Below are 25573 nucleotides of genomic sequence, written 5' to 3'. Positions count from 1 at the left end.
GCACATTACAAGTTTATTACTTTAACTCCTTGTACGTAGATGTTTACAGAATCTACTGCTAGTCCTACAGTTTGATCTAATGTATATTTCACTTTCGTCTGCACATTATGTGCCACTTCTGAAATTTTCGTACCATAGCTCACAATAATATACATATCAATATGTACTTCATCTTCATCTTTACGAACAATAACACCTCTAGTGAAGTTTTCTTTTCGTAAAATGTCTGTTAATCCATCTTTTAACTGATTTTTTGATGCCATACCTACGATACCGTAGCAATCTACCGCGGCACCTCCAGCAATTGTTGCAATTACATCTGTACTAATATCAATTTGACCGTACTTCGTTTTAATTTCAATTGACATCTCGTTTCCCCCTTCATAAATGGTGAAAGTGAGCTAGACTACTTTAGTTACTATCATATAATCTTTTTAAAGAAAATTCCATCGTTCTTTCTTTTCACTCTCATATTTTATGTTTTAAATTACACTTTTTTATGATGAGCAAAATAGTCCATTGTTATTATACAACATGTACCACTATAATATGTCAAGCAATTTTTATGGATTTTAACTTTTCTTCATTGACATATAGTGTCAAGTAAATTTTCTTGATTTCTTTTTTCTACGGTGTTGCATTCTCTTTTTAGTTGTGTTAAATTATAGTAGTGTTTTTAGCATCGCATAAAAGACTAACATTGAAAAATTACGTATGGTAAGGTATCAAGGGAGGGAAATATAAATGGCTCGTGTTTGTGCTATTACTGGAAGAAAAGCTCGTTCTGGTAACTCTCGTTCTCACGCAATGAACGCTACAAAACGTAAGTGGGGCGCTAACCTTCAAAAAGTTCGCGTACGCATCGACGGAAAAGTTCAACGTGTTTACGTTTCTGCTAGAGCATTAAAATCTGGCAAAATCGAACGTGTTTAATAATAAAAAAAAGAGCCGATAGGCTCTTTTTTTACTATAACAATGGAAAAAGCACCGGTGATAGGTGCTTTTTTAATCTTTTTTGAAGGTATTTAACATTGCACGAACAATTCCACCAAGAAATTTAGGTAACTTAATTGTATAAAATCTCATGGTTTCCCTCCTAATCCCCATTACTCCACTTGGTCACTATATGATGTAAGGAGCAAAATTGTTTCTTCAATCAGTGCTTCTTATCAACATTAATATGCCAGAAGTAAATGAAAAAGTACCTTTTTCCTCAACGAGTTCGTTACTAATACAAAGTGTTGATCCCCACTCTATTGTTTTATTAGTAAGAGGGTACTTAAAACCAAACAATGTAATCCCTTCCACTATTTCAGTAACTGGTACAAAAGATACATAAGGAAAATTTTTATTTTCTTCAATTATATGTGTACCCACTTTTTTAACTGTTATTTCATTTTTATTGTCCACAATACACATTTCTATCTCTACTTCTAACCCTTTTAAAAGCATTTGTATATTTGCCAAACCGTGATCAAGTCTTCCACCGGTAGCACCAAAAATACGAATTAGTGCCGGCTTCTGTCCTAATGCCCAGTTGATTGCAATTTCTAAATCCGTTTGATCTTTTTCCCGCGGAACAATATGTAATTCGTTCGTTTGCTGTCCCATCCATACTAATTCTTCTTCAGTAACTGAATCGTAATCTCCAAACGCAACAGCCGGGGTAATCCCTTTCTTTAATAGACGGTATACTCCCCTATCAACCGCAGCCCACACTACTTCCTCATTCTCATATCGAGCAAAATCTGCGCAATATTCCGAAGGTCCTCCTGCCAAAATATGAATAATCATTTTTTCTTCCCCTTCCATTGTAAAAAGGCAATCTGCCATTCGGTAGATTGCCTTTTTACATATTTTTACCCTATCCTATGAATACCTTACTAGGATAAAAGTTCATCACTACCCACGAATTACGCGAATTGCTTCACCGCGGTCTTTTTGATTGTATACTGCTGATCCAGCTACAAGTACATTTGCTCCTGCTTCCACACAAAGTCTTGCTGTTTCAGCATTTACACCACCATCAACTTCAATTTCTACTTCTAGATTGCGCTCTTTCACCATGTCTGCAACTTGTTTAATTTTCGGTAATACAGAATGGATAAACTTCTGTCCACCAAATCCAGGGTTTACTGTCATAAGTAATACCATATCTATATCTTCTAATACATGCTCAATCACTGAAACTGGCGTATGTGGATTTAATACAACGCCCGCTTTAATACCGTGAGATTTAATTAACTGAATTGTACGATGCAGATGTGGACACGCCTCTGCGTGAACAGTAATAATATCCGCTCCCGCTTGTGCGAAAGTCGGGATATAGTTATCAGGATTTTCAATCATTAAATGTACATCTAATGGTAATGATGTAATTGGACGGATAGCTTCTACAATTAATGGTCCAATCGTAATATTTGGTACGAAATGTCCATCCATTACGTCAACGTGAATGTAATCCGCTCCGCCCTTTTCTACATCTTTAATCTCTTCCCCTAATTTTGAAAAATCTGCTGATAAAATCGATGGTGCAATTTTAATCATAACTAATACCTCGGCTTTCTCTCTCTAATTTCTTCTACGAATTGTTTATAGTTCTTATAGCGATATTCTGTAATCTTCCCTTCTTCAACCGCAGCTTTCACAGCACATTTCGGTTCAGAAAGATGTGTACACCCTCTAAATTTACAGTATTGGCTCGCTTCTTTCAACTCTGGAAAACAATATGTAAGATCTTCTACTTCTATATCAATGAAATCTAGTGAACTAAAACCCGGTGTATCTGCTACTAGTCCACTCCCAATTGCAATTAATTCTACGTGTCTTGTCGTATGCTTCCCGCGTCCTAAATGGGAGGAAATATCATTTGTTTTCAGCTCTAATTCTGGACGTAGCACATTAAGCATTGAAGATTTCCCAACACCAGATTGACCCGCAACAACAGAAACACAATTTTCTAAGTATGGTTTTAATATATCAATACTTTCTGACGTATTAATAGAAGTAAATAAAACATCATAACCCATCTCACGATAATCATTCGCATAAGCTTCAACAGTTGCTTTCATCTTTTCATCTACTAAATCCATCTTGCTAATACAAATAATTGGCTTAATGTTATGATATTCAATCAGCACTAAAAATCGATCTAACAGTCCAGGATTAAAATCTGGTTCTACTGCAGAGAACACAAGGATCGCTTGATCGACATTAGCAATAGGAGGTCTAACAAGTTCATTTTTTCGATCAAACACTTCAAGCACATAACCTTCAGTTGGATTATCTGCCTGAAAAACAACTTGGTCTCCTACAAGTGGTGTAATTTTATTTTTTCTAAATACACCTCGCCCACGACATTGCGTAACCCCTTCTTCATGCTGCACGTAATAAAACCCACTTAAAGCTTTTATAATTTTTCCTTCTGGCATAGAATTCTCCTTTTTTTGTATAAGGTGATGCTGAATTTAAAAATGAATGGATTTAAATTTTCCAAATAACGATTTCAAAACCTACCATATATACTTTCGCTAATATACATTAAATCTTCCATTAAATGCAAAAAAATATTTACAGCTGCATCACTTTACTAGCTTTTTGAATCATATATTTTTGCCTGCTATACCGTCCACTTTGTAGACAGCATAACAGGCAATAATAATAAGTAGACTTTCACTATTATTGAGTTGGATATGGTACTTCTTTATCAATAATCGTTACTCCATCTCGTACAATTTTATAGTGTCCCTTTGAACCTTCTTGAATTACAAATTCTAAAGAAATAGTCGCTGATTCAGTAATTGTTCTCGTTTCAACCGGTCTATCCATTTTTTGCTGCATGTCTTCTTTATAAATTTCTATTGTTTGCGGCTTTTTTTCACCTGTTACAGCAGGCTCATATGGGATAGAGATATTGTCCACTTTTACCGTTTTAGTCACTTTAGGCTTTTGACCATCAGAGATAATAATAGTTACTTTATCTCCCTCTTTTAATGGTGTACCTGGTTTTGGAAATTGCGAAATTACAAGTCCTTTTTCGACTGAATCTGAGTACTCTCGTTTTATATCTGACGTTAGTTTTCTCTCATTCAAATAACCAGTTACACTATTTTCAGTCCACCCCGAAAAGTCACCTGGTCTAATTTGATAAGGACCTTTACTTACCCAGATTTTCAGTTCTTGCTCCGCTTCTATAACCATTTGATCAGGCGTCGGAATTTGCTCTACAATTTCACCTTTCGGCTTATCATTTTCAATATAATTTACTGTAACTTGTTTATATTTTTCTTCTAACTCAGCTTTTACACTCTCAAAGTTTTGCCCTGTGAAATTCGCCATCTTACTTTTCTTTTTTCCACCTGATTGATAGATAGTAATTTTAGCGTTTTCTTTTACGACTCTTCCTGCTACAGGTTCCGTTTTTATTACATCCCCAACTTCAACATCATCTGTATATACAATATTAGGCTCCGTCACCTCAAAGCCCTTTTCTACTAACGTATTTACAGCTGTCGTGTATTTCATACCAGCCACATCAGGCACTTTCACATCTTTCGGAATAAATAATCCTGGAATAACCGTAAGCGCTAATGTTATTCCTATTGCTAAAAATAAAAATGTTGAAATTAAAACTTTAAGCCACTTGTTACTCCGTTTTTTCTTCTTATCTAACTCTGCTTCTTCTGCTCTTATCGGTTCTTCCACCTTACTCCCTTTTAAAACAATCGTTTCATCACTTACATTTTCAAATAATTGTTCTTGTTGAATAATCGGAATCGCTTTCGTCGCTTCCATATCTTCTGGTATGTAAAATGGTTGCTCATTTATCCTCTCTGGATATAGCGCAGTTTCAATATCTCGCTTCATCGCATTGGCAGATTGATATCGATGGAAAGGATCTTTTGCAGTTGCCTTTAATATAATATTTTCAACACTTTGCGGAATATTTTCATTCCATCTTTTTGGTGATGGGATTTCACTTTGTAAATGTTTTAAAGCTATAGCAACAGCAGATTCGCCAGAAAACGGTTGTCTTCCTGTTAACAATTCAAACATAACTATTCCAAGAGAATAAATATCCGATTGTTTATTTGCTATCCCGCCACGTGCCTGTTCTGGTGATAAATAATGGACTGAACCCAGTACTGAATTTGTATGTGTAATTGTTGTTGCACTTGTAGCTGTCGCAATTCCAAAATCTGTTACTTTTATTATTCCATCAGCTCGAATTAAAATATTGTGCGGCTTTATATCACGATGCACAATTTCAAAATGATGGGCGTGTGCCATGGCGGATGTTAACTGCTCCATAATATCAAGAGCTTCTCCTATAGGTAACATACCTCGCTCAATTATGTATTGCTTCAATGTTTGCCCGGGTACATATTCCATGACAAGATAATATATACCATCTTCTTCTCCGACATCATACATATTCACAATATTTGGATGCGACAACGTTGTAACAGACTGCGCTTCTCGATGGAAACGTTTAATAAACTCTTCGTTATTTGAGTAGTCGAGTCTTAATATTTTTACCGCTACATCTCGGCCAAGTATATCATCATGAGCTAAATATACATTGGCCATTCCGCCACCACCAATCATTTTCAGCAGCTTATAACGGTCATTTAAGCGTTTTCCAATCAGCACGTTGCACTTCACCTACTTTCGTTTGTCGAACCCGCATAATCAATAAGAACAAGTGTGATATTATCTTCTCCACCGCGATCATTCGCCAATTGAATGAGACGCTGCCCTTTACCTTCAAGCTGTTCATTTAACTGTAAAATTTGTTGCATATCATCAATAGAAACTTTGTTTGATAACCCATCAGAGCAAAGAAGTAATTGATCATCTTCCTCAAGCACCAACGTTTTAACATCTAATCCAACTTTTTCTTCTGTTCCTAGCGCTCTTAATAACACATTCTTTTTCGGATGATACTCTGCATCTTCCTTTGAAATTTCACCATGTCTCACAAGCTCATTTACAAGCGAATGATCTTCCGTTACAAGCGTCATTTCTCCTTCTGATACCATATAGCAACGACTATCTCCTATATGCCCTATCGTCACAAAACTTGGTGTACAAACAGCTATTATAAGCGTTGTTCCCATACCATTACATTCTACATTTTGCTGAGCGTATTCATATATGCGCTCATTAATAATCCCAACACTAGTATGTAACCATTGTTCTACTTTTTTCGGTTCATTCATATTATGCGTTTGCTTCCAATAATCATGGAATAATTGAATGGCCATCGAGCTAGCTACATCACCAGCTCGATGACCTCCCATTCCATCTGCTACTACCGCTAAAACATTTCCATCTAAATTGTGAAAAACTCCTGCACTATCTTCATTATGTTGACGAACTTTTCCTTTATCCGATAGAAATACGGCTTTCATCTCGTCACCTCGTCTCTTCTTTGCGCTCCTTCGCACGCAACTGACCGCAGGCTGCGTCAATATCATGACCTTGTTCACGGCGAATCGTTACATTCACTCCACGATCTTTTAACGTTTTCTCGAACAAGAAAATTTGCTCACGTGGTGTACGTACATAATCACGTTCAGGTACGTAGTTTACCGGGATTAAGTTTACATGACATTTTACACCTTTTAAGAGCGCAGCAAGCTCTTCAGCGTGCTCAACTTGGTCATTTTCTCCTCCAAATAATCCATATTCAAAAGTAATACGGCGCCCTGTTCTATTTACATAGTATTTAATAGCTTCCATTAAATCCGGTAATTTATAAGCACGGTTAATCGGCATTAATTTTGAACGTAATTCTGAGTTTGGAGCATGCAATGAAATCGCAAAATTAATTTGTAGTTCTTCTTCAGCAAACTTATAAATTTTCGGGATAATTCCACTCGTCGAAACAGTCATATGTCTAGCACCAATATGAAGTCCTTTTTCATGGTTAGTGATGCGTAAGAATCCCATTAAATTATCGTAATTATCAAATGGTTCTCCAATTCCCATAACAACAAGAGAGCTTACACGTTCTTCTGTTTCATCAAGCGCACGCTGAACTTCTACTACTTGCGCTACGATTTCTCCAGCTTCTAGGTTTCGTTTTAGTCCACCAAGCGTCGAAGCACAGAACGTACATCCAATACGACAACCAACTTGCGTTGTTACACAAATGGAATTTCCATATTCATGTCGCATTAATACCGTTTCAATAGAATACCCGTCATATAATTGGAATAAGAATTTAATCGTTCCATCCGAAGACGTTTGTTTTACTAACGTGTTTAAAGTAGTAATATCAAAGGAATTCGACAATTTATCACGCAATCCTTTAGAAAGGTTTGACATATCCTCATAATTTTTTACACGTTTTTTATATAGCCAGTCAAAAATTTGTCCAGCGCGGAACTTCGGTTCTCCTTGTTCCTTTAACCAATCTTGCATTTCATGAATTTGTAAAGAGTAAATTGATGGTTTCTTCGTTTCTACATTTTTCTTTTGTTTTCTTACAGTCGTTTCCATGATGCTACACCTTCTTCCTTAAACAAGCAATGTAAAAGCCATCCGTTGCAAAATAATGCGGTAAAATTTGTACTTGACCTTCATTAATATACGGACTTAATTTTTCTGGCATACGTTCTTTTATCGTAGTATCCCATTCAAATTCAGGATGTTCTTTTAAAAATTTATCTATTACTTGTTCATTTTCTATTTTCTCAATTGTGCACGTACTATAAACAAGACGACCGCCTTGTTTTAATAACGGTGCTATTTTTTCTAGTATCGCAAGTTGAATCGTCGATAATCTTTCACTATCGCCTTTATCTTTTCCTAACTTAATATCAGGCTTACGTCTAATTACACCAAATCCAGAACACGGTGCATCTACCAATATTTTATCAAACGTTTCATTTGAAAAGTGCTCTTGCACTTTTCTAGCATCTAGCGCTTTTGTTTCGACATTTTCTAACCCAAGTCGCTCTGCTTGCTGTTTAATTAAACGTACTTTGTGTGCATGTAAATCAAGAGACATTACTTTACCAGTTCCCTTTAAACGCTCAGCTATATGCGTAGTTTTACCACCAGGAGCCGCACAACTATCAAGAACTGTCTCTCCCTCATTTGGTTCTAAAGCGCGTGCTACAAGCATAGAACTTTCATCTTGAATAGAAAGAAATCCTTTTTTAAACGCTTCTGTATGCGCTACATTTCCTCTTTCAATCTGAATTGCATCATCTGACAAGTCACCACGTTTTGCTTCTATACCTTCACTTGCCAACAACTCAATCGCTTCTTCTACCGTTACCTTATCAACATTCACACGCGCTGTAGGTACAGGAGGTAACATATTTACTTCGCACATTTTCTCTGCAGTTTCTAAGCCATATGCAGAAGTCCACTCTTGTACAAGCCAAACTGGATGACTCATCGCAATTGCAAGCCGTTCTACTGGATCCTTGATTTCATCTACAGAAGGTACACCTTCTCTCTGAATCGAACGTAATACACCGTTCACCATACCAGCAATTCCTTTATGCCCGCGACGCTTTGCAATCTCAACCGCTTCATGAATAGCCGCTCTTTCTGGCACTCGGTCTAAATAAATCATTTGATATAAAGATAAGCGAAGCAATACTCTTACCCACGCCTCAACCTTCTTTTTTAAAAAAGGCTGTAAATAATAATCTAATGTGTCACGACGTTGAATCGTTCCATATACAATTTCAGTTAATAAACCAATATCTTTTCTATCAATTGCACTTTTTTCAATTAAATTATTTAAAAGTAAGTTGCTATATGCACCACTTTTTTCCACTTGAATTAAACCATCAAGAGCTAATTCACGAACATTTTGTCTCATGCATTTTCTCCTAACTTCGTTCCAATTTCAGGTTTTGTTCCACGTAAAAATTGTGAACAACTCATACGCTTTTTACCAGAAGGTTGCAATTCAGTAATTTTAACACCTGTTTCATTACTAGTTGCTACTACAAAACCATCTTCTTCGATCGCAACAATCGTACCTGCTTCAGCCGGTTCAGTTACAGGCACTTTTTCTCCCCACCATACTTTAACAACTTGTCCTGCTAAAGTTGTATAAGCAACTGGCCATGGATTCAATCCGCGAATGTGATTGTATACTTCTTCACCTGTTTTTGTCCAATCAATTTTCTCTTGCTCACGTTTTATATTGTACGCAAACGTTACTTCTTCTTCGTTTTGTTTAATCGGTTCTAACTTACCTTGAATTAATAAAGGTACTGTTTTAGATAGAAGATGTGCTCCTGCTTCACTTAATTTATCAAATAATGAGCCTGTCGTTTCACGCTCTTCAATTTCCACTTCCACTTGCGTTAAGATATCACCAGCATCCAATTTTTCTACCATATACATAATTGTAATACCTGTTTTTTCTTTACCTTCCATAATTGCATAATGAATTGGTGCACCACCACGAAGTTCAGGAAGTAAAGAAGCGTGGACATTAATACATCCATACTTCGGTGCTTCTAAAATTTCATTTGGTACAATCTGACCAAATGCAGCTGTTACAATTAAATCTGGCTCTAATGCCAATACTTTTTCATATTCATCTTTTTCACGAATTTTTAACGGCTGTAACACAGGGATACCATGTTTTTCCGCTTCAACTTTAACAGGTGTAGGTGTTAATACTTTTTTTCTACCTACTGGACGATCAGGTTGCGTCACAACACCTACTACCTCATAGCCATCTTCAATAAGACGACGAAGCACCGGCACTGAAAAGTCCGGTGTTCCCATAAACACTACTTTTATCATTTAAAAACCGCTCCTTTTAACACCTATTCTAGTTCGTTTTCTTCATAATATCTTGTCACTTTCGATGTAAATAAAACACCGTGTAAATGATCGATTTCATGTTGAATTGCACGCGCTAAAAATCCTTCCGCTTCTAATAAAAATACTTTCCCACGGCGATTTTGTGCTCTTACTTTAATATAATCCGCACGTTCTACTTCACCATAAAGTCCCGGGAAGCTTAAACATCCTTCGGGACCTACTTGTTCACCACGTTTTTCTAATATTGATGGATTGATTAACTCGATTTTCCCAGTATCATCATCGACATCAACAACCGCTACTTGCAAGCTTACACCTACTTGAGGCGCAGCTAAACCGACTCCGTCCGCAATTAACATTGTTTCATGCATATCTTTCAACAATTTCACTAACTTTTTATCAAAGTTAATTACTCTTTCGCATGGTGTTTCTAACACTTCATTTGGATGCTTTACTATTTCTAAAACTGCCATATTTCCCTCCGCTACATTAACATTGTTGGATTAAAATCAATTGAGATTTGTAGCTCTTTTTGCATTTCTGCTTGATAATGTTCATTTACCATTTTGAGCACGTTCTTTAAGTTTGGTTCCCGTTTGTATTTTATCATGCATTGATAACGATATCTATCTTTTATCCTTGGAATTGCTGAAGCAACTGGTCCTAACACCATTGTTTGCTGCGAGCAATGCGTTCGTAAATACGAGGCAATTTTTTCCGTCACTTGTACCGCTTTTAATAATTCAGGATGAGATACGGTTACGAGTACAACATAGTAATATGGAGGATATTGTCTTGTTCGTCTCATTTGCATTTCTTGGTCAAAAAACACATCATATTGTTGGTTCTTCGCTAACTCTATACTGTAATGTTCTGGCGTATACGTTTGAATCACAACTTCCCCTGGCAATTCATGTCTACCCGCTCGTCCACTTACTTGCGTCAATAACTGATATGTCTTTTCACTTGCACGAAAATCAGGTAAGTGAAGCATCGTATCTGCAGTTAAAACCCCAACAAGCGTTACTTTTGGAAAATCTAATCCTTTAGCAATCATTTGTGTTCCAAGTAATATATCTGCTTTTTCTTCCCCAAACGCCTTTAATAATTTTTCATGCATTCCTTTTCGACTTGTCGTATCTACATCCATTCGAATGACTCGCGCCTCTGGAAATAGTTTTGTAATTTCTTCTTCTACCTTTTGTGTACCTGTACCAAAGAAACGAATGTATGTACTTTGACAAGCTGGACACTCAGTTGGCATATTTTCTTCGTAACTACAATAATGACATTTTAAACGATGATTCATTTTATGATATGTCAATGAAATATCACAATGCGGACATTGTACAACATATCCACAATCACGGCACATAACAAATGTAGAATGACCTCTTCTATTTAAGAAGAGTACCATCTGTTCTTTCTTTTCTAATCGATCTGCTATTTTTTCATGCAGCGCCTTAGAAAACATTGATCGATTCCCGTCACGAAGTTCTTCTCGCATGTCAACAATCTCTACCGTTGGTAAAGCTTGTTCATTCATACGTTTTTCCATTGTTAGTAGTTCATAAACACCTTTTTTCGCCCTTGCAAACGATTCAAGTGTTGGTGTCGCACTACCAAGAACGATAGGACATTTATGGTATTGCCCTCTCCAGACAGCCACATCTCTTGCATGATACCTTGGATTATCTTCTTGTTTGTAACTTGATTCATGCTCTTCATCAATAATAATAATCCCTAAATTCTCAAAAGGCGCAAAAACGGCTGAACGCGCACCAACTACAACTTTCACTTCTTTTCTTAAAATCTTACGCCACTCGTCATACTTTTCTCCAACAGACAACGCACTATGAAGAACTGCAACTTGCGAGCCAAACCTACCTTTAAAACGATCCACCATTTGGGGTGTTAGTGCAATTTCAGGAACAAGAACGATAGCTTCTTTTCCTTTCTCGAGCACTGCTGCTATAGATTGTAAATATACTTCTGTCTTTCCACTTCCTGTAACACCATATAGTAAAAATGGATTATAAGTTTCATTTGTAATTGATGATAAAATCGGTGTAATAACTTGTTTTTGTTCCTCCGTAAGTGGCAATGGTTTCGTTTGTTCAAAACCATCATCGTCATACGGATTTCGGTATACTTCCACATACTTTTCTGAAATGAATCCCTTTTTAACAAGTGCTTTTATTGGAGCATCTGTTATTTGTAACTCTTCTGTAATTACTTTCAACGGTACACTTTTATAATTTTCCACAAAATAATAGAGTACATCTTGTTGTTTTTTACTTTTCAGTTCAAATGCCGCTAATTCTAATTTATCTTCTGGCAACTCCGGCTGAACAACTCTTTGCTTCTTCTTTTGTACTTTATCTTTCACTTGATAAACGACTTCAACCGTACCATTTTTAATTTCTTGTTGAATAGTCCGGTATAAATGTGGCTGTTGCTCGATTACTTCAAAATCAATTGCTTCTTTATCCTGAAATAAATATAGTATTTCAGGTGCTATTTCTTCCTGTTTACAAAGTTGTAGACGTTTTTTATACGTTGCTTTTATCGCAGTTGGAAGCATCACTTGAAAAGCTGAAATCATGTAGCATAACGTTTCACTTGTAAGCCAATATCCAAGTTTTAATAATTCATCATTTAAAACCGGTGTTACATCTAATATTTCATGGATCGTCTTTAACTTCTTACTTTCTACATCCACCGAATCTTTAATCCCAATAATAAAACCTTGCAATTTTCTTGGCCCAAACGGAACTACTACCCGCATTCCTGTCTGTACAATATCTTCCCATTTTTTAGGGATAATGTAATCAAATGGTCGATCTGTCTGACGGGCAGGTACATCAACAATTACACTTGCAAATTTCATAAACGATCATCTTCTAACATCATTTCAATTTGCTTTAATATTTCACGAGCTACCTCTTTTTTCATTAAAAGTGGCAACTCAATAACTTTTCCATCTTTTCTATACATCGTTACAATATTCGTATCCGTGCCAAATCCAGCTCCTTGCGCTTTTACATCATTCGCGACAATCATATCTGCATTTTTCTCACGTAGTTTTTTCGTTGCATATTCCTCTACATTTGTCGTTTCAGCAGCAAAACCGATAAGTAACTGTTTATCCTTTTTCTGACCTAACGTTTTTAAAATATCCACCGTTCTTTCGAGTTCAATGACAGCATCACCATTTTGCTTTTTCATTTTATTATCATGAACATATTTCGGACGATAATCTGCAACTGCTGCTGTTTTAATGACAACGTCTACGTTTTGATAATGTTGAAGAACTGCTTCTAACATATCTTGTGCAGATTCCACTTGCACTGTCGTTACATGTAACGGTGGATTTAATGCTGTCGGTCCTGAAACGAGTATAACATCAGCGCCTAAATTCGCCGCCACTTCTGCAATCGCATACCCCATTTTTCCAGAAGAAAAATTCGTCATAAAACGAACTGGATCAACCTTTTCACGTGTTGGGCCAGCAGTTATTAATATTCTTTTTCCCTGCAATGGTTTGTGTTCTGAGAAAGCTTCCTCTAACCGTGCGATAATCGCTTCAGGTTCTTCTAGTCGTCCCTTTGCTACATATCCACATGCTAAAAAGCCTTCCCCAGGCTCAATAAACGTATATCCTAGCGTTTTCAATGTCATCATATTTTTTTGAACAATTTTATTTTCATACATATGCACATTCATAGCAGGCGCAATCCATACCGGAGCTGCAGTAGCTAACAAAGTAGTTGTAATCATATCATCTGCAATACCACCAGCTAACTTTCCAATACAATTGGCAGTAGCAGGTGCGACAAGTACAACATCCGCCCAATCTGCTAAATCAATATGAGCAATAACAGCCGAGTCTTTCTCATCAAATGTATCCGTATATACATCATGGCGAGAAAGTGCTTGGAATGTAAGAGGCGTAACAAACTTCATTGCCGACTCACTCATCATTACTTTTACAATCGCGCCAGATTGTGTCAATTTACTCGTTAACGCAGCTGCTTTAAAAACCGCAATGCCTCCTGTTACACATAGAAGTATCTTTTTCCCTTTTAGCATATGACTCGTCCTCTTTCTTTTTCAAACTTATAATACTGAAATAGAATTCCCAGCTCGTCAGTACCAATATTTCATTCCTTTCGTAAAAAAATAACAACCTACTTGTAAATAGGTTGTTACCGTTACATAGAAAATTATAAAGTCTATGTTTTATTTTGTCGAAGGCAAAGGCTTATTCAGCAACTTTATCTTCACTTGGTACGTAGCTTAATACTTCCGCATCGATTTCTTCTAATGCTTTACCTACACACTTATGAGAAACCGGTTGCTCTACAACACAGTTATTAGCAAGTTGCATTTCACGTGCACGCTTTGCAGCCACTGTTACTAGTGTGTATTTAGAATCGATTTTTTGTAGTAATGAGTCAATTGATGGATTTAACATAATTATAGACCCTCCGTCATTTCTTTATAATATTTTGCTACCCTTTCGCGGCGGCAATGTTCGCCAACCACAATTGCTTTAATTCTATCACAAGCTAATTCAACTTGATCGTTTTCTACTACATAGTCGTAAGCGTCCATCATCTCGATTTCTTCTTTCGCTACAGTTAAACGATTTTCAATAACATCTTCAGTCTCTGTACCACGGCCGACAATACGGCTCTTTAGTTCAGATAAACTTGGAGGTGCTAAGAAAATAAATACACCTTCTGGGAAAGCTTTCTTAACTTGAATTGCTCCTTGCACTTCAATTTCTAAGAATACATCTTTTCCTTCTTGTAATGTTTTTTCAACATAGTCAATCGGTGTTCCGTAATAATTACCTACGAACTCAGCCCACTCAAGTAATCTTTCATTACGAATCATTTCCTCGAATTCTTCTCTTTCTTTAAAGAAATAATCCACACCATCTACTTCACCTTCACGCGGCTTACGTGTCGTTACTGAAATAGAGTACTGAAAACGTGTATCCTCATGGCTAAACAGCTCTTTACGAACCGTTCCTTTTCCAACCCCAGAAGGCCCTGAAAGAACGATGAGCAATCCTCTTCTACTTCTCATAAATATGTAAAACCTACCCTTCCTCACTTAAATCTTCTTTATTATTCAAACGATGTGCAATCGTCTCTGGTTGAATTGGACTTAATACAACATGCCCATCATCCATAACAATAACCGCCCTTGTTTTTCTCCCATACGTAGCATCAAGCAAAGCATTATGTTCGCGTGCTTCCTGTACTGTTCGTTTAATAGGAGCTGACTCCGGACTTACAATAGCAATAATTCGATGAGCAGATACAATATTTCCGTATCCAATATTTAAAAACCGCATGGCCATAGTTTGCGCCTCCTAGTAAGTCTATCCGATTTCTCCACCACGTATAACTTTATATATTTTTTGAAAGCTACTCAATATTTTGTACTTGTTCACGAATTTTTTCAAGGTTATTTTTCATTTCTACAACATATTTTGAAATTGTTAAGTCATTTGCCTTAGAACCAATCGTATTAATTTCTCTATGCATCTCTTGCACGATGAAATCCATTTTTCTTCCAACAGGCTCTTCAATCTGCAATGTTTCATGAAATTGCTCTAAATGACTTTGCAAACGAACTAACTCTTCATGAATATCACAACGCTCTGCAAAGATTGCGACTTCTGTTAGCAATCTTTGTTCATCTAACTCTTGATTATGTAATTCTTTTAAGCGATTTTCTAATCGTTCACGATATTTTTGTGTAACAATTGGTGCATGTGGAATAATTGCATTTACACAATTGCTAATCTCTTGTAAACGATACGCTATATCTTTATGTAATCGTTCTCCTTCGCCATCTCTCATCGTTTTCAACATATGAGCAGCTTGACGAACAGCCTCATATAAACTGTTCTCAAAATGTTCATTTACATTTTCTATTTCTTCAATTGCTGTTACTTCTGGCATTGCCATTAATTGCTCGAGTGTAATAGAATCTTGTAATTGAAACTTTCCTTTTATATCTTCCATCATCGATTGGTACTGCTCAAGAAGTGACCAATTCACACTTAATTTTCTTTCAACAAGTCCTTCACCTGCTATACTAATAGACACCTCAATGCGTCCACGTCGAACTTGCTGTGCAATTATTTTACGAATTTTGTCCTCAAATACCATCATTTGCTTAGGAAGTCGAATACTCATCTCTAAAAAACGGTGGTTCACCGATTTCATTTCTACTGTAATTTGAAAAGTATCACTTTCTACTTTCGATCTTCCAAACCCTGTCATACTAGAAATCATTTTTATCACATCCAAGCCATAAAATAACTCAATGAAAAAGGTAATAGAGACAAGGCTCTACTACCTTCTGTAAATTATATCACATTTTCATAACATTGACTATTTCAAGTTTAATCCCTTCTTATATAACATTGGCTTTTTCTTTTTCGCCTTTTTCCCTGTTAATAAAGAACCTACTAGTAAGAAAGTCGGAATTGATGACAAACCTCCAATTAATAACCAATCTCTTGCTTGTATCGGCATTGTGCTAAAGATCGGTTGTAACGGTGGATAATATATAACCACTAGCATGAGTAGTAACGAAATGATAACCGCCCCTACTAAATACACGTTCCCAAATGGATTGCGGTGAAAGACAGAATGCTCACTACGACAATCAAATACATGAATAAGCTGAGCAAGTACCAACGTCGCGAACGCTACAGTTTGTGCATATTTCAGTTCATTTGGATGTTGGTTATACGCAATAATAAACGCTACTAACGTCACTGCCCCAATTAAAAACCCTCGACTTATTATTTTCCACGCAAGCCCTCTAGCGAATACCCCTTCTTTCGGGTGGCGCGGCGTTCTCTTCATCACATCTCCTTCAGCCTTATCCAAACCTAATGCCATCGCTGGTAAACCATCAGTAACTAAGTTCACCCATAAAATTTGAATAGGAACCATCGGCAGTGGTAATGCAAGTAACATCGCAAATAACATGACTAAAATTTCTCCAACGTTTGACGCCAATAAGTAGCGAATAAACTTACGTATGTTCTCGTATATATTTCTTCCTTCTTTAATTGCTGATTTAATTGTAGCAAAATTATCGTCTAGTAAAACAAGTGAAGAGGCCTCTTTCGCAACATCTGTCCCTGTAATTCCCATCGCTATCCCAATATCCGCTGTTTTTATAGCTGGAGCATCGTTCACTCCATCGCCTGTCATGGCTACTATATGTCCTTGATTTTGCAGTGCCTTAACAATTTTTAATTTATGCTCAGGTGATACACGAGCGAATACATACGTATCTTCTACAACATTTTCTAATTCCTCCACATCCATATTCGCGAGTTCTACGCCTTCAACAACGCGTCCATCTGGTGGCAAAACTCCTAATTGTTCAGCAATCGCCATTGCTGTCACTTTATGATCACCTGTAATCATTACCGTTCGAATACCAGCTTCTTTACACTCTTTTACCGCCTGCGCCACTTCTGGCCTTGGCGGGTCAATCATACCTTGTATCCCAACCAACATAAAATCTTTTTCAACGTCTCTTTCATGTTCAATAGAATCCGTGACTTTTAAAGGTTTAAACGCAACTGCAATTGTTCGAAGCGCTTGACTACCTAAGCTATGAATAGCCGCCTGTACTTCTCTTCTATATAACTCACTTAACGGCTGCTGCTTATCCCCCCATAAAATCGTTTGACTCATTTGCAAAAGAACGTCCGGTGCTCCCTTCGTAACAATAAACTTCTTCCCCTCTCGATCTCGTACAATAACACTCATCATTTTTCGAGTTGAATCAAATGGAAATTCACGAATAATTTCAAATTTCCCTTTCAATGCCTCACGTGTAATCCCAGCTTTCATTGCTGCAGCTACAAGCGCTCCCTCTGTTGGATCTCCATCTAATACGTACGCCTTTTTCTTTTGAATAATATTTGCATTGTTACATAGTGAACCAAATGTAAGTAGCTGATAAAGTGCTTTTGTCTTAGCTGGATTCACTTCTATTTCACCTTTCATAAAAGAGCCATTAGGTTCATATCCTTGCCCTGTCACTTTCCACAATTCTCCGCCTGACCACATATGTGTTACCATCATTTTGTTTTGCGTCATTGTCCCCGTTTTATCAGAACATATAACGGAAGCACAACCTAACGTTTCTACGGCTGGTAACTTTCGTACAATTGCTCTCTTTTTTATCATACGCTGTACACCAAGTGATAAAGCTACTGTAACAATTGCTGGCAACCCTTCTGGAATAGCCGCAACAGCTAGCGATACGCCAGCTAAAAACATATGATATACTTCATTCCCTTGATACACACCAGCCAATACAACGAGCGCTGTCAAAATAAGAGCTACAATAATTAATATTTTTCCGAGCTGTTCTAACCTTCTTTGCAGTGGTGTTTCCATTTGCTCTGCATTTTGTAACATATTTGCAATTTGACCCATCGCTGTATTCATACCAGTTGCTACAACGACACCTGTTCCAGATCCTCGCGTAATCATTGTCCCCATAAAAGCCATATTTTTTTGATCACCAATTGCAACCTCTTGCCCTTGCAATGCTTCTACCTTCTTTTGCACAGGTACGGACTCCCCTGTCAAAGCAGACTCTTCAATATATAAACTTGATGCCTCAACAAGACGCACATCAGCCCCAATACGATCACCACTGGAAAACTTAATAATATCACCTAAAACAAGTGCTTTAGATGGTGCTTTTACCCACTTTCCATTCCGCATTACAGTAACTTGTGGAGCAGCTAGTTCCTTTAAAGCTTCCAATGATTTTTCAGCTTTTCTTTCTTGAAAAAAGCCGAGAATACCATTGATAATAACAATGGCAACAATAGCAATAGAATCAATGTATTCACCTAAAAACGCAGAAACAATTGTTGCTCCAAACAAAACGAGTACCATGAAATCTTTAAATTGCGCTAAAAATACCATTAGTGCAGAAGGCCTTTTTGCTTCTTCTAATTCATTTGTACCAAATTTCTTAATTCGCCCTTCTGCTTCTTTCTCCGTAAGTCCAACCTTTACATTCGTATTCGTTCTTTCTTCCACTTCATGTGCTCGCATTCCATACCAGTTCATCCTGCCATCGACCTCCTGATTCCAGACATACTCTATTGAAAGCTTATTCAGCCTCGTCCAAAAAAATGCTATAATTAACTTTTAGTTAGAAAGGAGTGTTCATTAATGGCATTCGATGGATTATTTACAAGAGCGATTACACATGAAATTGAAAATTCTCTTTACACGGGAAGGATTTCCAAAATATACCAACCTTCAAAATACGAGATTTTATTACATATTCGAGCGAATGGAAAGAACCAAAAACTAATTCTTTCATCTCATCCTACATATGCGCGTATGCACTTAACGAATCAAAACTACGATTCGCCAGCAATACCGCCGATGTTTTGTATGCTTCTTCGTAAACATTTAGAAGGTGGATTTATTGAAAAAATTGAACAAATCGACTTAGAACGGATTATCCAAATTACAGTTCGCAGTCGTAATGAAATCGGAGACGAATCATTAAAAACATTAGTAATTGAAATAATGGGAAGACATAGCAACATTATCTTATTAGATACGAAAACAAACGTGATTTTAGATAGCTTAAAACACGTTTCATTAGCCGTAAACCGTCACCGAACTGTATATGCTGGTGCTGAGTACGTCGCGCCACCAGCCCAACATAAAATCAATCCTCTGCAAATTGAAACCGCAGATGATTTTATTAGACCGCTAGACTTTCTATCTGGAAATATGGATAAACAACTCGTCGGGGCTTTCATGGGAATATCCCCATTATTTGCAAAAGAAGTAGTAAAGAAAGCCGGTATGGTAAACGAGAAAGCATTATCAGAAGCATTTTTCTCTATACAAACACCATTACTATCTCATGCATATACACCAGCAATGATTACTGCAAATGGAAAAGAATTCTTTTATCTTTTCCCTCTTACACACTTGCAAGGAGAAGAAAAAACATTCTCATCAGTGAGCGAATTGTTAGATCGTTTCTTCTTTGGCAAAGCAGAACGTGATCGTGTAAAACAACAAGCTCATGATTTAGAACGCTTTATGCAAAACGAAAAAAATAAAAACGAGAAAAAACTCATTAAACTCGAAAAAACACTGCAAGATGCCGGAAAGGCAGATAAATATCAACTATTTGGAGAACTACTTACAGCCAATATGTACGCTTTGAAAAAAGGGGATAAAGATATTGAAGTCGTTAACTATTACGACGAAAATAGCGGAACTGTAAAAATTACATTAGATCCTTTAAAAACACCATCTGACAATGCGCAACGCTATTTCCAAAAGTACCAAAAAGCGAAAAATTCAGTTGTTATTGTAGAAGAACAAATCGAAAAAACAAATGAAGAAATTCTTTATTTTGATAGCTTACTTCAACAAATGGAAGCTGCTTCTTCAAAAGATATTGAAGAAATTCGTGAGGAATTAGCTGAAGAAGGTTATGTGCGCAATCGCAAAACGAAAAACACAAAGAAAAAACCTACTAAACCAGTATTAGATAAATATTTAGCAAGTGATGGTACAGAGATTTTCGTTGGTAAAAACAATAAACAAAATGATTATTTAACAACGAAGTTTGCCCGCCGTGATGAAATTTGGTTACATACGAAAGACATACCTGGCTCTCACGTTGTCATTCGTTCTTTAGAGCCTGCTGAAGAAACTTTACTAGAAGCTGCCAAAATTGCTGCGTATTACAGTAAAGCGAAAGAGTCTAGCTCTGTACCTGTTGATTTCACCAAAATACGCCATGTCAAAAAACCGAGTGGTGCAAAACTTGGTTTTGTTACGTACGACAATCAGCAAACCGTATATGTAACACCGGACGCTGATACTGTAATGAAATTAAAAGCGTAAATACAAAAATGCGTTGCTAATAAGTAACGCATTTTTTATTTATTTTCAATTTAGTTGCTATATCCATTCCATATTGTCAAAAAAATTGACAGTATCATTTCACATTTGTATAAATTTTTTTACAGCATGTAAATAACGTACAAGTGCAATTTCAATCAATATTTCTTCATCCCCCTGCTATTTATTGAAGCAATCTGGATTTTATGAATAAACCGTCTCCCGCAAATGGCGGGCTATTTTTTTATCTCCTCTAAAATATATGTTTTCCCTACTATCCTTTCTTCAAATATACATTTTGGCACGCTATTTGCTTTATTCAATACTGTGAATAGGGGGAATTAACATGACTTTAAAAATTAATAAAATCCAAAATCAACTACAAAACTATGAAATTGACGGATTACTGATTACAAAAAAGAAAACCGTCAATACGCAACAAACTTTACAGGTAGCGCAGGCGTTGTCTTAATTGCTGCGCATAAAGCTATTTTCATTACTGATTTCCGTTACGTAGATCAAGCAAAAACGGAAATAAAAGCAGCAGAAATTATTATGCATAAAGGAAATTTAGAAGAAGAAGTTGCAAATCAAGTATCAAAATTAAACATTCAAAAACTTGGTATAGAAGACAATAATATGACTTTGCAACAATTTAAGAAACTACAAAAATATATACATACAGAAATGGTTCCAGTGTGTGAGATCATTGAAGATATTCGACTTATTAAAGACACATCTGAAATAGAAACAATGAAAATCGCAGCTACAATCGCTGACGAAGTATTTCACCATATTGTTACATTTCTAAAGCCTGGAATAAGCGAGACTGACGTTCGAGATGAGTTAGAATTTTTCATGCGAAAAAAAGGGGCTACATCTTCTTCATTCCAAATCATTGTAGCCTCAGGCGTTCGTTCTTCACTTCCCCGTGGAGTTGCATCAAATAAAATAATCGAACGAGGCGATATCGTTACATTAGACTTCGGTGCACTTTACGACGGATATTGTTCCGATATAACACGTACCGTAGCAATCGGAGAACCATCAGAAGAATTCCAAAAAATATACAATGTTGTACGAGAAGCGTTAAAGCGTGGGACTGAAGCAATTAAGCCTGGAGAAACTGCGAAAAGTATCGATGATATAACGAGGAATTACATTACAGAACATGGATACGGTCAATACTTTGGACACTCTACCGGGCACGGTCTTGGGTTAGAAATACATGAACCACTTCGCCTATCCTAAGAAAGCAAGACAACTTTACAAGAAGGTATGGTTGTTACAGTTGAGCCGGGCATTTACATACCGAACTGGGGCGGTTGTAGAATTGAAGATGATATTGTCATCACCAAAGGTGGTTATGACGTTATTACAAAATCAAATAGAGAACTAATTGTAATCCCTTGTTAATATTATGAAGGTTTAAACAAAACTTTTTTTTGCACATAGAATTCCTTCTCTGGAGTATTCATTTAAAGAGGGGGAATTTTAATTGAATTTTGTAATTGATAAATTGGAGGGTTTACATGTAGAATTTTCAAAGCTTGTTTCCATGATGAATTACGCTCGCTATACAACAATGCAAGCAGTGGAAAGTTTAACAATTGAAGAACTTGATTATTTATATGATAAGGAAGCAAATTCAATTGGCATGTTATTGTATCATATGGCTGCTATTGAATTTTACTACCAGATTCATACTTTTGAAGACCGTGAACCAACGGAGGCTGAATTAGAACGCTGGTTACCTGGCATTGAATTAGGCGATCTTGGACGTGAGAAAATAAAAGGAAACGCTATAGAATTTTACATAAATACATTACAAGAATTACGTTCCAAGACAATCGAGACTTTTCAATCGTTACCTGATGAATGGTTATTTAAAACGACAGACTTTTGGTATGACAAACCAGCAAATAACTATTTTAAGTGGTTTCACGTTTTTGAAGATGAAATCAATCATCGTGGACAAATTCGTTTAATTAAAAAGATGCAAAAAGCTCATGCAGTAAAATGAGGAAATGCCACCGAATAAGGTGGCATTTTCTTTTATTCATTAACGAATAGCTTTTCGTTTATTATTTTAGTGACTACCACTACCAACATTAAAATGCATATTAAATATAGCATTTTCGCAATAAACTACCACCCTTGAAACATTACAATTCCATCTATTATCTCATTTCCTTTCCATAACAAAAACGGAATTGTGCTGATTATAATGACAAATTCGATGCTGAAAACTATTTTCTTTTTTCGACTATATGCTTTCCATTCATTCCAGCGATACATAGGTGCAAAAATCAATACTCCTATACATAATATAACTGGTACCCATTCACTTTTTAAAAATTGCCCTGAAATAACTGATAATAGTAAACAAACGAGCATACCATAATATCCTATTTTTCCTCTCATTCTTACTACCTCCATTCTATCCTCTCTTTAATATGTAACTCCATATTCTTATCGTGAACCTAAGAAAAATAACAACTACAATTACAATATAAAGACCTTTTGCAGAAGACATCCATTCTTGAAAAATAGACATTTTCTCCATCTGTTTCTGTCCTTCTATTAAAATAAACCCTATGAAAAATGAGCAAACAACAATGATACCTATCATAATTCCAATGCTTTTCTTACTATGTTGTTTCATGTCATCCCATCGGTATAACAGTATAAAAACAAACCCAAAAAGAGGGTTGATACTTATCCATTCATTGTTTGTAAATAGATTTAAAATGATTAATAGACTACAAGAAATAATAAATCCCCAAAAACCAATTTTTTTGCACATACGCCCTCCTCTAATTCCATTTTTAGGATTAATTGTATTGCATCATCCATTTTTTATTCTTACCATTACAGTACATGAAATTTCACTTTTTTTCTTTTCCTATACTCACATACTTTCACTGCTTTCATACAATAAACTACACGAATGCCTAAGGATGTGAATGTTATGGGAGTTGAATTAACGCTATTACACGCTCTCTATGTTATTTGCTTACTCACTATTATTACCTTTTTTATTCTCCGGAAAGATACGACGATTATTTGTATCGTTTTTATCTTTTTATTAGCATTAACCGCTACAAGTTCTATCCCTCTTGCCGTTAGCGGTATTTTTCAAAGTTTCATTTACGCTATTACTGAACTTTTACCAACTATATTAATCATCTCTATTATCGTATCAATGAGCAATCTACTCGTTCATACTGGCATAAATGATACGATGATTTCACCATTTACAAAGATGATTCGTACCCCTACCCTCGCCTACTGGATTATCGGCCTTTTAATGATGACAATTTCTTTCTTTTTTTGGCCTTCTCCAGCTGTCGCCTTAATGGGAGCTATTTTATTCCCCGTCGCTGTACGCGTCGGTCTTCCTCCAATTGGGGTTGCCATTGCTATGAACTTATTCGGACACGGCATCGCCTTATCTGGCGACTTCGTTATTCAAGGTGCACCGAAATTAACTGCAGACGCGGCTGGTCTTCCTGTTTCCAGCGTCGTTTCTGCCAGTGTTCCCCTCGTTATCGTGATGGGCGTTGTTACAACTTCTGTCGCTTTTTTCTTCTTACGAAAAGAATTTGATACAGGATTATCGTTGCAAGACTCCCCTGCATCAACGGAACCATCTAAAACTACTATTTTATTATCTCCTCGCATAAAGAAATGGCTCGCTATATGTATCCCTATCGTATATATCATCGATATCCTTTGCATGATTCAATTTAAACTACAAGGAAGCGATGCAACAGCACTTATCGGCGGAACGACTGTTATTATGATTATCATCATTTCCCTCATCGCCTACAAAGGTAATGGACTAAATAAAACAACCGATTATTTTATAGAAGGGCTCCAATTTGGATTTAAAATCTTTGGTCCAGTTATTCCAATTGCTGCACTCTTTTATTTAGGAGATAGCGGTTTTGTGAAAATTATCGGAGACTATTTACCGAAAGGTTCACATGGAATCATTAACGACTTAGGGATTGCCTTATCTCAAACTGTTCCTTTAAATCAATACGTATCGGCGGGAACATTAACTATCGTTGGTGTCATAACAGGATTAGATGGATCTGGCTTTTCTGGTATATCACTTGCTGGTTCAATTGCCAATCTTTTCGGAACAGCACTTGGGCATGGAACAGCTACATTAACAGCACTCGGGCAAATTGCTGCCATATGGACCGGAGGCGGGACTTTAATTCCTTGGGCGCTTATTCCTGCCGCTGCCATTTGTAAAGTGGATCCATTTGAACTCGCACGCCGAAACTTTTTACCAGTTTTGATTGGCTTAATTGTCACCACGATCGTTGCGATGTTTATTCTATAGCGTAAGCAAGTTTTCTCTTGCTTACGCTTTTTATTATGAAATCCAGTGACTTTCTAAAGGGATTATCTACATGTTAGCGAAGTTATATTAAGAGAATATTTATTTAAAAAACGTTTACGAGGAACAGATTACTTCCATTAGAAAAGGGGACATAACTATGAATGAATTGATTTTCGTCTTATTAATTTGTCCATTACTTATCTTTATCGTTTCTGTTATTGGAACACGCAAGACGAAAACGTATTACGTAATGCCGATTGTAACGTTTGCTAGTTTTTTAATAATAGGTGTTATCGCCTTCACTCCAAAATTCTTCTTTTGGGTTGGCATGTACAGCATCTTCTCATTTATTGTTTCTTATATGACTCTATTGTTTGTAAGAGGATATGAGCTTGCAGAAAGCGCTAAGTAGTTTTTAGTAGAAAGATTATAATATGAATTTTCTTTGATATCGATA

24 protein-coding genes and 2 pseudogenes are annotated in these 25573 nt (G+C 36.5%); 6 read left to right on the top strand and 20 right to left on the bottom strand.

Annotated elements, in window-relative coordinates:
• Positions 1 to 5: 5 nt before the first annotated feature.
• Positions 6 to 368, bottom strand: coding sequence for an Asp23/Gls24 family envelope stress response protein (locus tag N2V92_RS15595; protein ID WP_000021109.1), 363 nt, complete (start codon positions 366 to 368; stop codon positions 6 to 8).
• A gap of 376 nt (positions 369 to 744) precedes the next feature.
• On the opposite strand from N2V92_RS15595, the gene rpmB reads away from it, so the two are divergent.
• Positions 745 to 933, top strand: a complete 189-nt coding sequence (gene rpmB, locus N2V92_RS15590) for a 50S ribosomal protein L28 (protein WP_000124776.1) — start codon at positions 745 to 747, stop codon at positions 931 to 933.
• A 72-nt stretch (positions 934 to 1005) separates the two neighbouring features.
• Here the strand turns inward: rpmB and spoVM are convergent, their stop codons facing one another.
• The 17 genes from spoVM to N2V92_RS15505 all read right to left on the bottom strand — a co-directional run bounded on the left by spoVM (position 1006) and on the right by N2V92_RS15505 (position 18947).
• On the bottom strand, positions 1006 to 1086 hold the full coding sequence (gene spoVM / locus N2V92_RS15585) for a stage V sporulation protein SpoVM (RefSeq protein WP_001213599.1): 81 nt from the start codon (positions 1084 to 1086) through the stop codon (positions 1006 to 1008).
• Positions 1087 to 1152: 66 nt separating this feature from the next.
• Positions 1153 to 1833, bottom strand: coding sequence for a thiamine diphosphokinase (locus tag N2V92_RS15580; RefSeq protein WP_000752665.1), 681 nt, complete (start codon positions 1831 to 1833; stop codon positions 1153 to 1155).
• 69 nt (positions 1834 to 1902) lie between these two features.
• Entirely contained in the window at positions 1903 to 2547 is a 645-nt protein-coding gene (gene rpe / locus N2V92_RS15575; protein ID WP_000589970.1) for a ribulose-phosphate 3-epimerase, read from the bottom strand.
• A gap of 2 nt (positions 2548 to 2549) precedes the next feature.
• Entirely contained in the window at positions 2550 to 3431 is an 882-nt protein-coding gene (rsgA, locus tag N2V92_RS15570) for a ribosome small subunit-dependent GTPase A (protein WP_001113932.1), read from the bottom strand.
• Between the two features lie 247 nt (positions 3432 to 3678).
• Entirely contained in the window at positions 3679 to 5652 is a 1974-nt protein-coding gene (pknB, locus tag N2V92_RS15565) for a Stk1 family PASTA domain-containing Ser/Thr kinase (RefSeq protein ID WP_000904752.1), read from the bottom strand.
• 8 nt (positions 5653 to 5660) lie between these two features.
• Positions 5661 to 6413 carry a Stp1/IreP family PP2C-type Ser/Thr phosphatase gene (locus tag N2V92_RS15560; protein ID WP_000648708.1) on the bottom strand — a complete coding sequence of 251 codons (753 nt, stop codon included), beginning with the start codon at positions 6411 to 6413 and terminating at the stop codon, positions 5661 to 5663.
• Between the two features lie 4 nt (positions 6414 to 6417).
• Positions 6418 to 7506 carry a 23S rRNA (adenine(2503)-C(2))-methyltransferase RlmN gene (gene rlmN, locus N2V92_RS15555; RefSeq protein ID WP_000450548.1) on the bottom strand — a complete coding sequence of 363 codons (1089 nt, stop codon included), beginning with the start codon at positions 7504 to 7506 and terminating at the stop codon, positions 6418 to 6420.
• A gap of 4 nt (positions 7507 to 7510) precedes the next feature.
• A complete protein-coding gene (gene rsmB / locus N2V92_RS15550) occupies positions 7511 to 8845 on the bottom strand; it encodes a 16S rRNA (cytosine(967)-C(5))-methyltransferase RsmB (RefSeq protein ID WP_001249661.1) in 1335 nt (444 codons plus the stop codon).
• Entirely contained in the window at positions 8842 to 9786 is a 945-nt protein-coding gene (fmt, locus tag N2V92_RS15545) for a methionyl-tRNA formyltransferase (RefSeq protein ID WP_000598805.1), read from the bottom strand. The genes rsmB and fmt overlap by 4 nt, the downstream gene beginning before the upstream one ends.
• A 23-nt stretch (positions 9787 to 9809) precedes the next feature.
• Positions 9810 to 10280 (bottom strand): peptide deformylase, encoded by a 471-nt coding sequence (def, locus tag N2V92_RS15540; RefSeq protein WP_000279470.1) that lies wholly within the window; start codon positions 10278 to 10280, stop codon positions 9810 to 9812.
• Positions 10281 to 10291: 11 nt separating this feature from the next.
• Entirely contained in the window at positions 10292 to 12697 is a 2406-nt protein-coding gene (priA, locus tag N2V92_RS15535; RefSeq protein ID WP_000666722.1) for a primosomal protein N', read from the bottom strand.
• Entirely contained in the window at positions 12694 to 13899 is a 1206-nt protein-coding gene (gene coaBC, locus N2V92_RS15530; RefSeq protein ID WP_000911744.1) for a bifunctional phosphopantothenoylcysteine decarboxylase/phosphopantothenate--cysteine ligase CoaBC, read from the bottom strand. The genes priA and coaBC overlap by 4 nt, the downstream gene beginning before the upstream one ends.
• Before the next feature lie 172 nt (positions 13900 to 14071).
• The gene (rpoZ, locus tag N2V92_RS15525; protein WP_000933962.1) at positions 14072 to 14284 is read right to left on the bottom strand and encodes a DNA-directed RNA polymerase subunit omega; all 213 of its coding nucleotides are present in this window, start codon (positions 14282 to 14284) and stop codon (positions 14072 to 14074) included.
• Positions 14285 to 14286: 2 nt separating this feature from the next.
• Positions 14287 to 14904: a guanylate kinase gene (gene gmk / locus N2V92_RS15520; protein WP_001257742.1), complete on the bottom strand. Its 618-nt coding sequence runs from the start codon at positions 14902 to 14904 to the stop codon at positions 14287 to 14289.
• Between the two features lie 13 nt (positions 14905 to 14917).
• Entirely contained in the window at positions 14918 to 15181 is a 264-nt protein-coding gene (gene remA, locus N2V92_RS15515) for an extracellular matrix/biofilm regulator RemA (protein WP_001251456.1), read from the bottom strand.
• 67 nt (positions 15182 to 15248) lie between these two features.
• The gene (locus N2V92_RS15510; RefSeq protein WP_000625867.1) at positions 15249 to 16124 is read right to left on the bottom strand and encodes a YicC/YloC family endoribonuclease; all 876 of its coding nucleotides are present in this window, start codon (positions 16122 to 16124) and stop codon (positions 15249 to 15251) included.
• A gap of 99 nt (positions 16125 to 16223) precedes the next feature.
• Complete coding sequence (locus tag N2V92_RS15505; RefSeq protein WP_001104763.1) at positions 16224 to 18947, bottom strand: calcium-translocating P-type ATPase, SERCA-type; 2724 nt, start codon at positions 18945 to 18947, stop codon at positions 16224 to 16226.
• A 105-nt stretch (positions 18948 to 19052) separates the two neighbouring features.
• Between N2V92_RS15505 and N2V92_RS15500 the strand changes: the two genes are divergently transcribed.
• The 3 genes and pseudogenes from N2V92_RS15500 to N2V92_RS15490 all read left to right on the top strand — a co-directional run bounded on the left by N2V92_RS15500 (position 19053) and on the right by N2V92_RS15490 (position 22782).
• Entirely contained in the window at positions 19053 to 20762 is a 1710-nt protein-coding gene (locus tag N2V92_RS15500) for an Rqc2 family fibronectin-binding protein (protein ID WP_000863282.1), read from the top strand.
• Positions 20763 to 21105: 343 nt separating this feature from the next.
• Positions 21106 to 22175: pseudogene (locus tag N2V92_RS15495) on the top strand (M24 family metallopeptidase).
• Positions 22176 to 22257: 82 nt separating this feature from the next.
• Positions 22258 to 22782: a DinB family protein gene (locus tag N2V92_RS15490; protein WP_001012054.1), complete on the top strand. Its 525-nt coding sequence runs from the start codon at positions 22258 to 22260 to the stop codon at positions 22780 to 22782.
• A 32-nt stretch (positions 22783 to 22814) separates the two neighbouring features.
• Here N2V92_RS15490 and N2V92_RS15485 read toward each other — a convergent pair.
• A pseudogene (locus tag N2V92_RS15485) lies at positions 22815 to 23183 on the bottom strand (YoqO family protein).
• A gap of 16 nt (positions 23184 to 23199) precedes the next feature.
• A complete protein-coding gene (locus tag N2V92_RS15480; protein WP_307840425.1) occupies positions 23200 to 23598 on the bottom strand; it encodes a YoqO family protein in 399 nt (132 codons plus the stop codon).
• Between the two features lie 132 nt (positions 23599 to 23730).
• Between N2V92_RS15480 and N2V92_RS15475 the strand changes: the two genes are divergently transcribed.
• Both N2V92_RS15475 and N2V92_RS15470 read left to right on the top strand, forming a co-directional pair.
• Positions 23731 to 25116 carry a hypothetical protein gene (locus tag N2V92_RS15475; RefSeq protein WP_016077301.1) on the top strand — a complete coding sequence of 462 codons (1386 nt, stop codon included), beginning with the start codon at positions 23731 to 23733 and terminating at the stop codon, positions 25114 to 25116.
• A gap of 157 nt (positions 25117 to 25273) precedes the next feature.
• A complete protein-coding gene (locus N2V92_RS15470) occupies positions 25274 to 25528 on the top strand; it encodes a YbeF family protein (RefSeq protein ID WP_001003933.1) in 255 nt (84 codons plus the stop codon).
• The last annotated feature ends 45 nt before the right edge of the window (positions 25529 to 25573 follow it).

The sequence above is a fragment of the Bacillus sp. CH_48 genome, from assembly GCF_038008465.1.
Classification (GTDB): Bacteria; Bacillota; Bacilli; order Bacillales; family Bacillaceae_G; genus Bacillus_A; species Bacillus_A thuringiensis_S.
Note: the sequence above shows the minus strand (reverse complement) of the source record. Positions and strands in the feature narration are given on the sequence as shown.

Excerpts from the sequence above, each read along its gene's own strand:
- N2V92_RS15470 (WP_001003933.1), top strand. The coding sequence starts at position 25,274 with ATGAATGAATTGATTTTCGTCTTATTAATTTGTCCATTACTTATCTTT.
- N2V92_RS15475 (WP_016077301.1), top strand. The coding sequence starts at position 23,731 with ATGGGAGTTGAATTAACGCTATTACACGCTCTCTATGTTATTTGCTTA.
- coaBC (WP_000911744.1), bottom strand. The coding sequence starts at position 13,899 with ATGCTAAAAGGGAAAAAGATACTTCTATGTGTAACAGGAGGCATTGCG.
- rpoZ (WP_000933962.1), bottom strand. The coding sequence starts at position 14,284 with ATGTTAAATCCATCAATTGACTCATTACTACAAAAAATCGATTCTAAA.
- def (WP_000279470.1), bottom strand. The coding sequence starts at position 10,280 with ATGGCAGTTTTAGAAATAGTAAAGCATCCAAATGAAGTGTTAGAAACA.
- priA (WP_000666722.1), bottom strand. The coding sequence starts at position 12,697 with ATGAAATTTGCAAGTGTAATTGTTGATGTACCTGCCCGTCAGACAGAT.
- remA (WP_001251456.1), bottom strand. The coding sequence starts at position 15,181 with ATGGCCATGCGGTTTTTAAATATTGGATACGGAAATATTGTATCTGCT.
- rsmB (WP_001249661.1), bottom strand. The coding sequence starts at position 8,845 with ATGAGACAAAATGTTCGTGAATTAGCTCTTGATGGTTTAATTCAAGTG.
- spoVM (WP_001213599.1), bottom strand. The coding sequence starts at position 1,086 with ATGAGATTTTATACAATTAAGTTACCTAAATTTCTTGGTGGAATTGTT.
- N2V92_RS15500 (WP_000863282.1), top strand. The coding sequence starts at position 19,053 with ATGGCATTCGATGGATTATTTACAAGAGCGATTACACATGAAATTGAA.
- N2V92_RS15580 (WP_000752665.1), bottom strand. The coding sequence starts at position 1,833 with ATGGCAGATTGCCTTTTTACAATGGAAGGGGAAGAAAAAATGATTATT.
- N2V92_RS15505 (WP_001104763.1), bottom strand. The coding sequence starts at position 18,947 with ATGAACTGGTATGGAATGCGAGCACATGAAGTGGAAGAAAGAACGAAT.
- rsgA (WP_001113932.1), bottom strand. The coding sequence starts at position 3,431 with ATGCCAGAAGGAAAAATTATAAAAGCTTTAAGTGGGTTTTATTACGTG.
- N2V92_RS15595 (WP_000021109.1), bottom strand. The coding sequence starts at position 368 with ATGTCAATTGAAATTAAAACGAAGTACGGTCAAATTGATATTAGTACA.
- N2V92_RS15560 (WP_000648708.1), bottom strand. The coding sequence starts at position 6,413 with ATGAAAGCCGTATTTCTATCGGATAAAGGAAAAGTTCGTCAACATAAT.
- rpe (WP_000589970.1), bottom strand. The coding sequence starts at position 2,547 with ATGATTAAAATTGCACCATCGATTTTATCAGCAGATTTTTCAAAATTA.
- rlmN (WP_000450548.1), bottom strand. The coding sequence starts at position 7,506 with ATGGAAACGACTGTAAGAAAACAAAAGAAAAATGTAGAAACGAAGAAA.
- gmk (WP_001257742.1), bottom strand. The coding sequence starts at position 14,904 with ATGAGAAGTAGAAGAGGATTGCTCATCGTTCTTTCAGGGCCTTCTGGG.
- N2V92_RS15510 (WP_000625867.1), bottom strand. The coding sequence starts at position 16,124 with ATGATTTCTAGTATGACAGGGTTTGGAAGATCGAAAGTAGAAAGTGAT.
- fmt (WP_000598805.1), bottom strand. The coding sequence starts at position 9,786 with ATGATAAAAGTAGTGTTTATGGGAACACCGGACTTTTCAGTGCCGGTG.
- rpmB (WP_000124776.1), top strand. The coding sequence starts at position 745 with ATGGCTCGTGTTTGTGCTATTACTGGAAGAAAAGCTCGTTCTGGTAAC.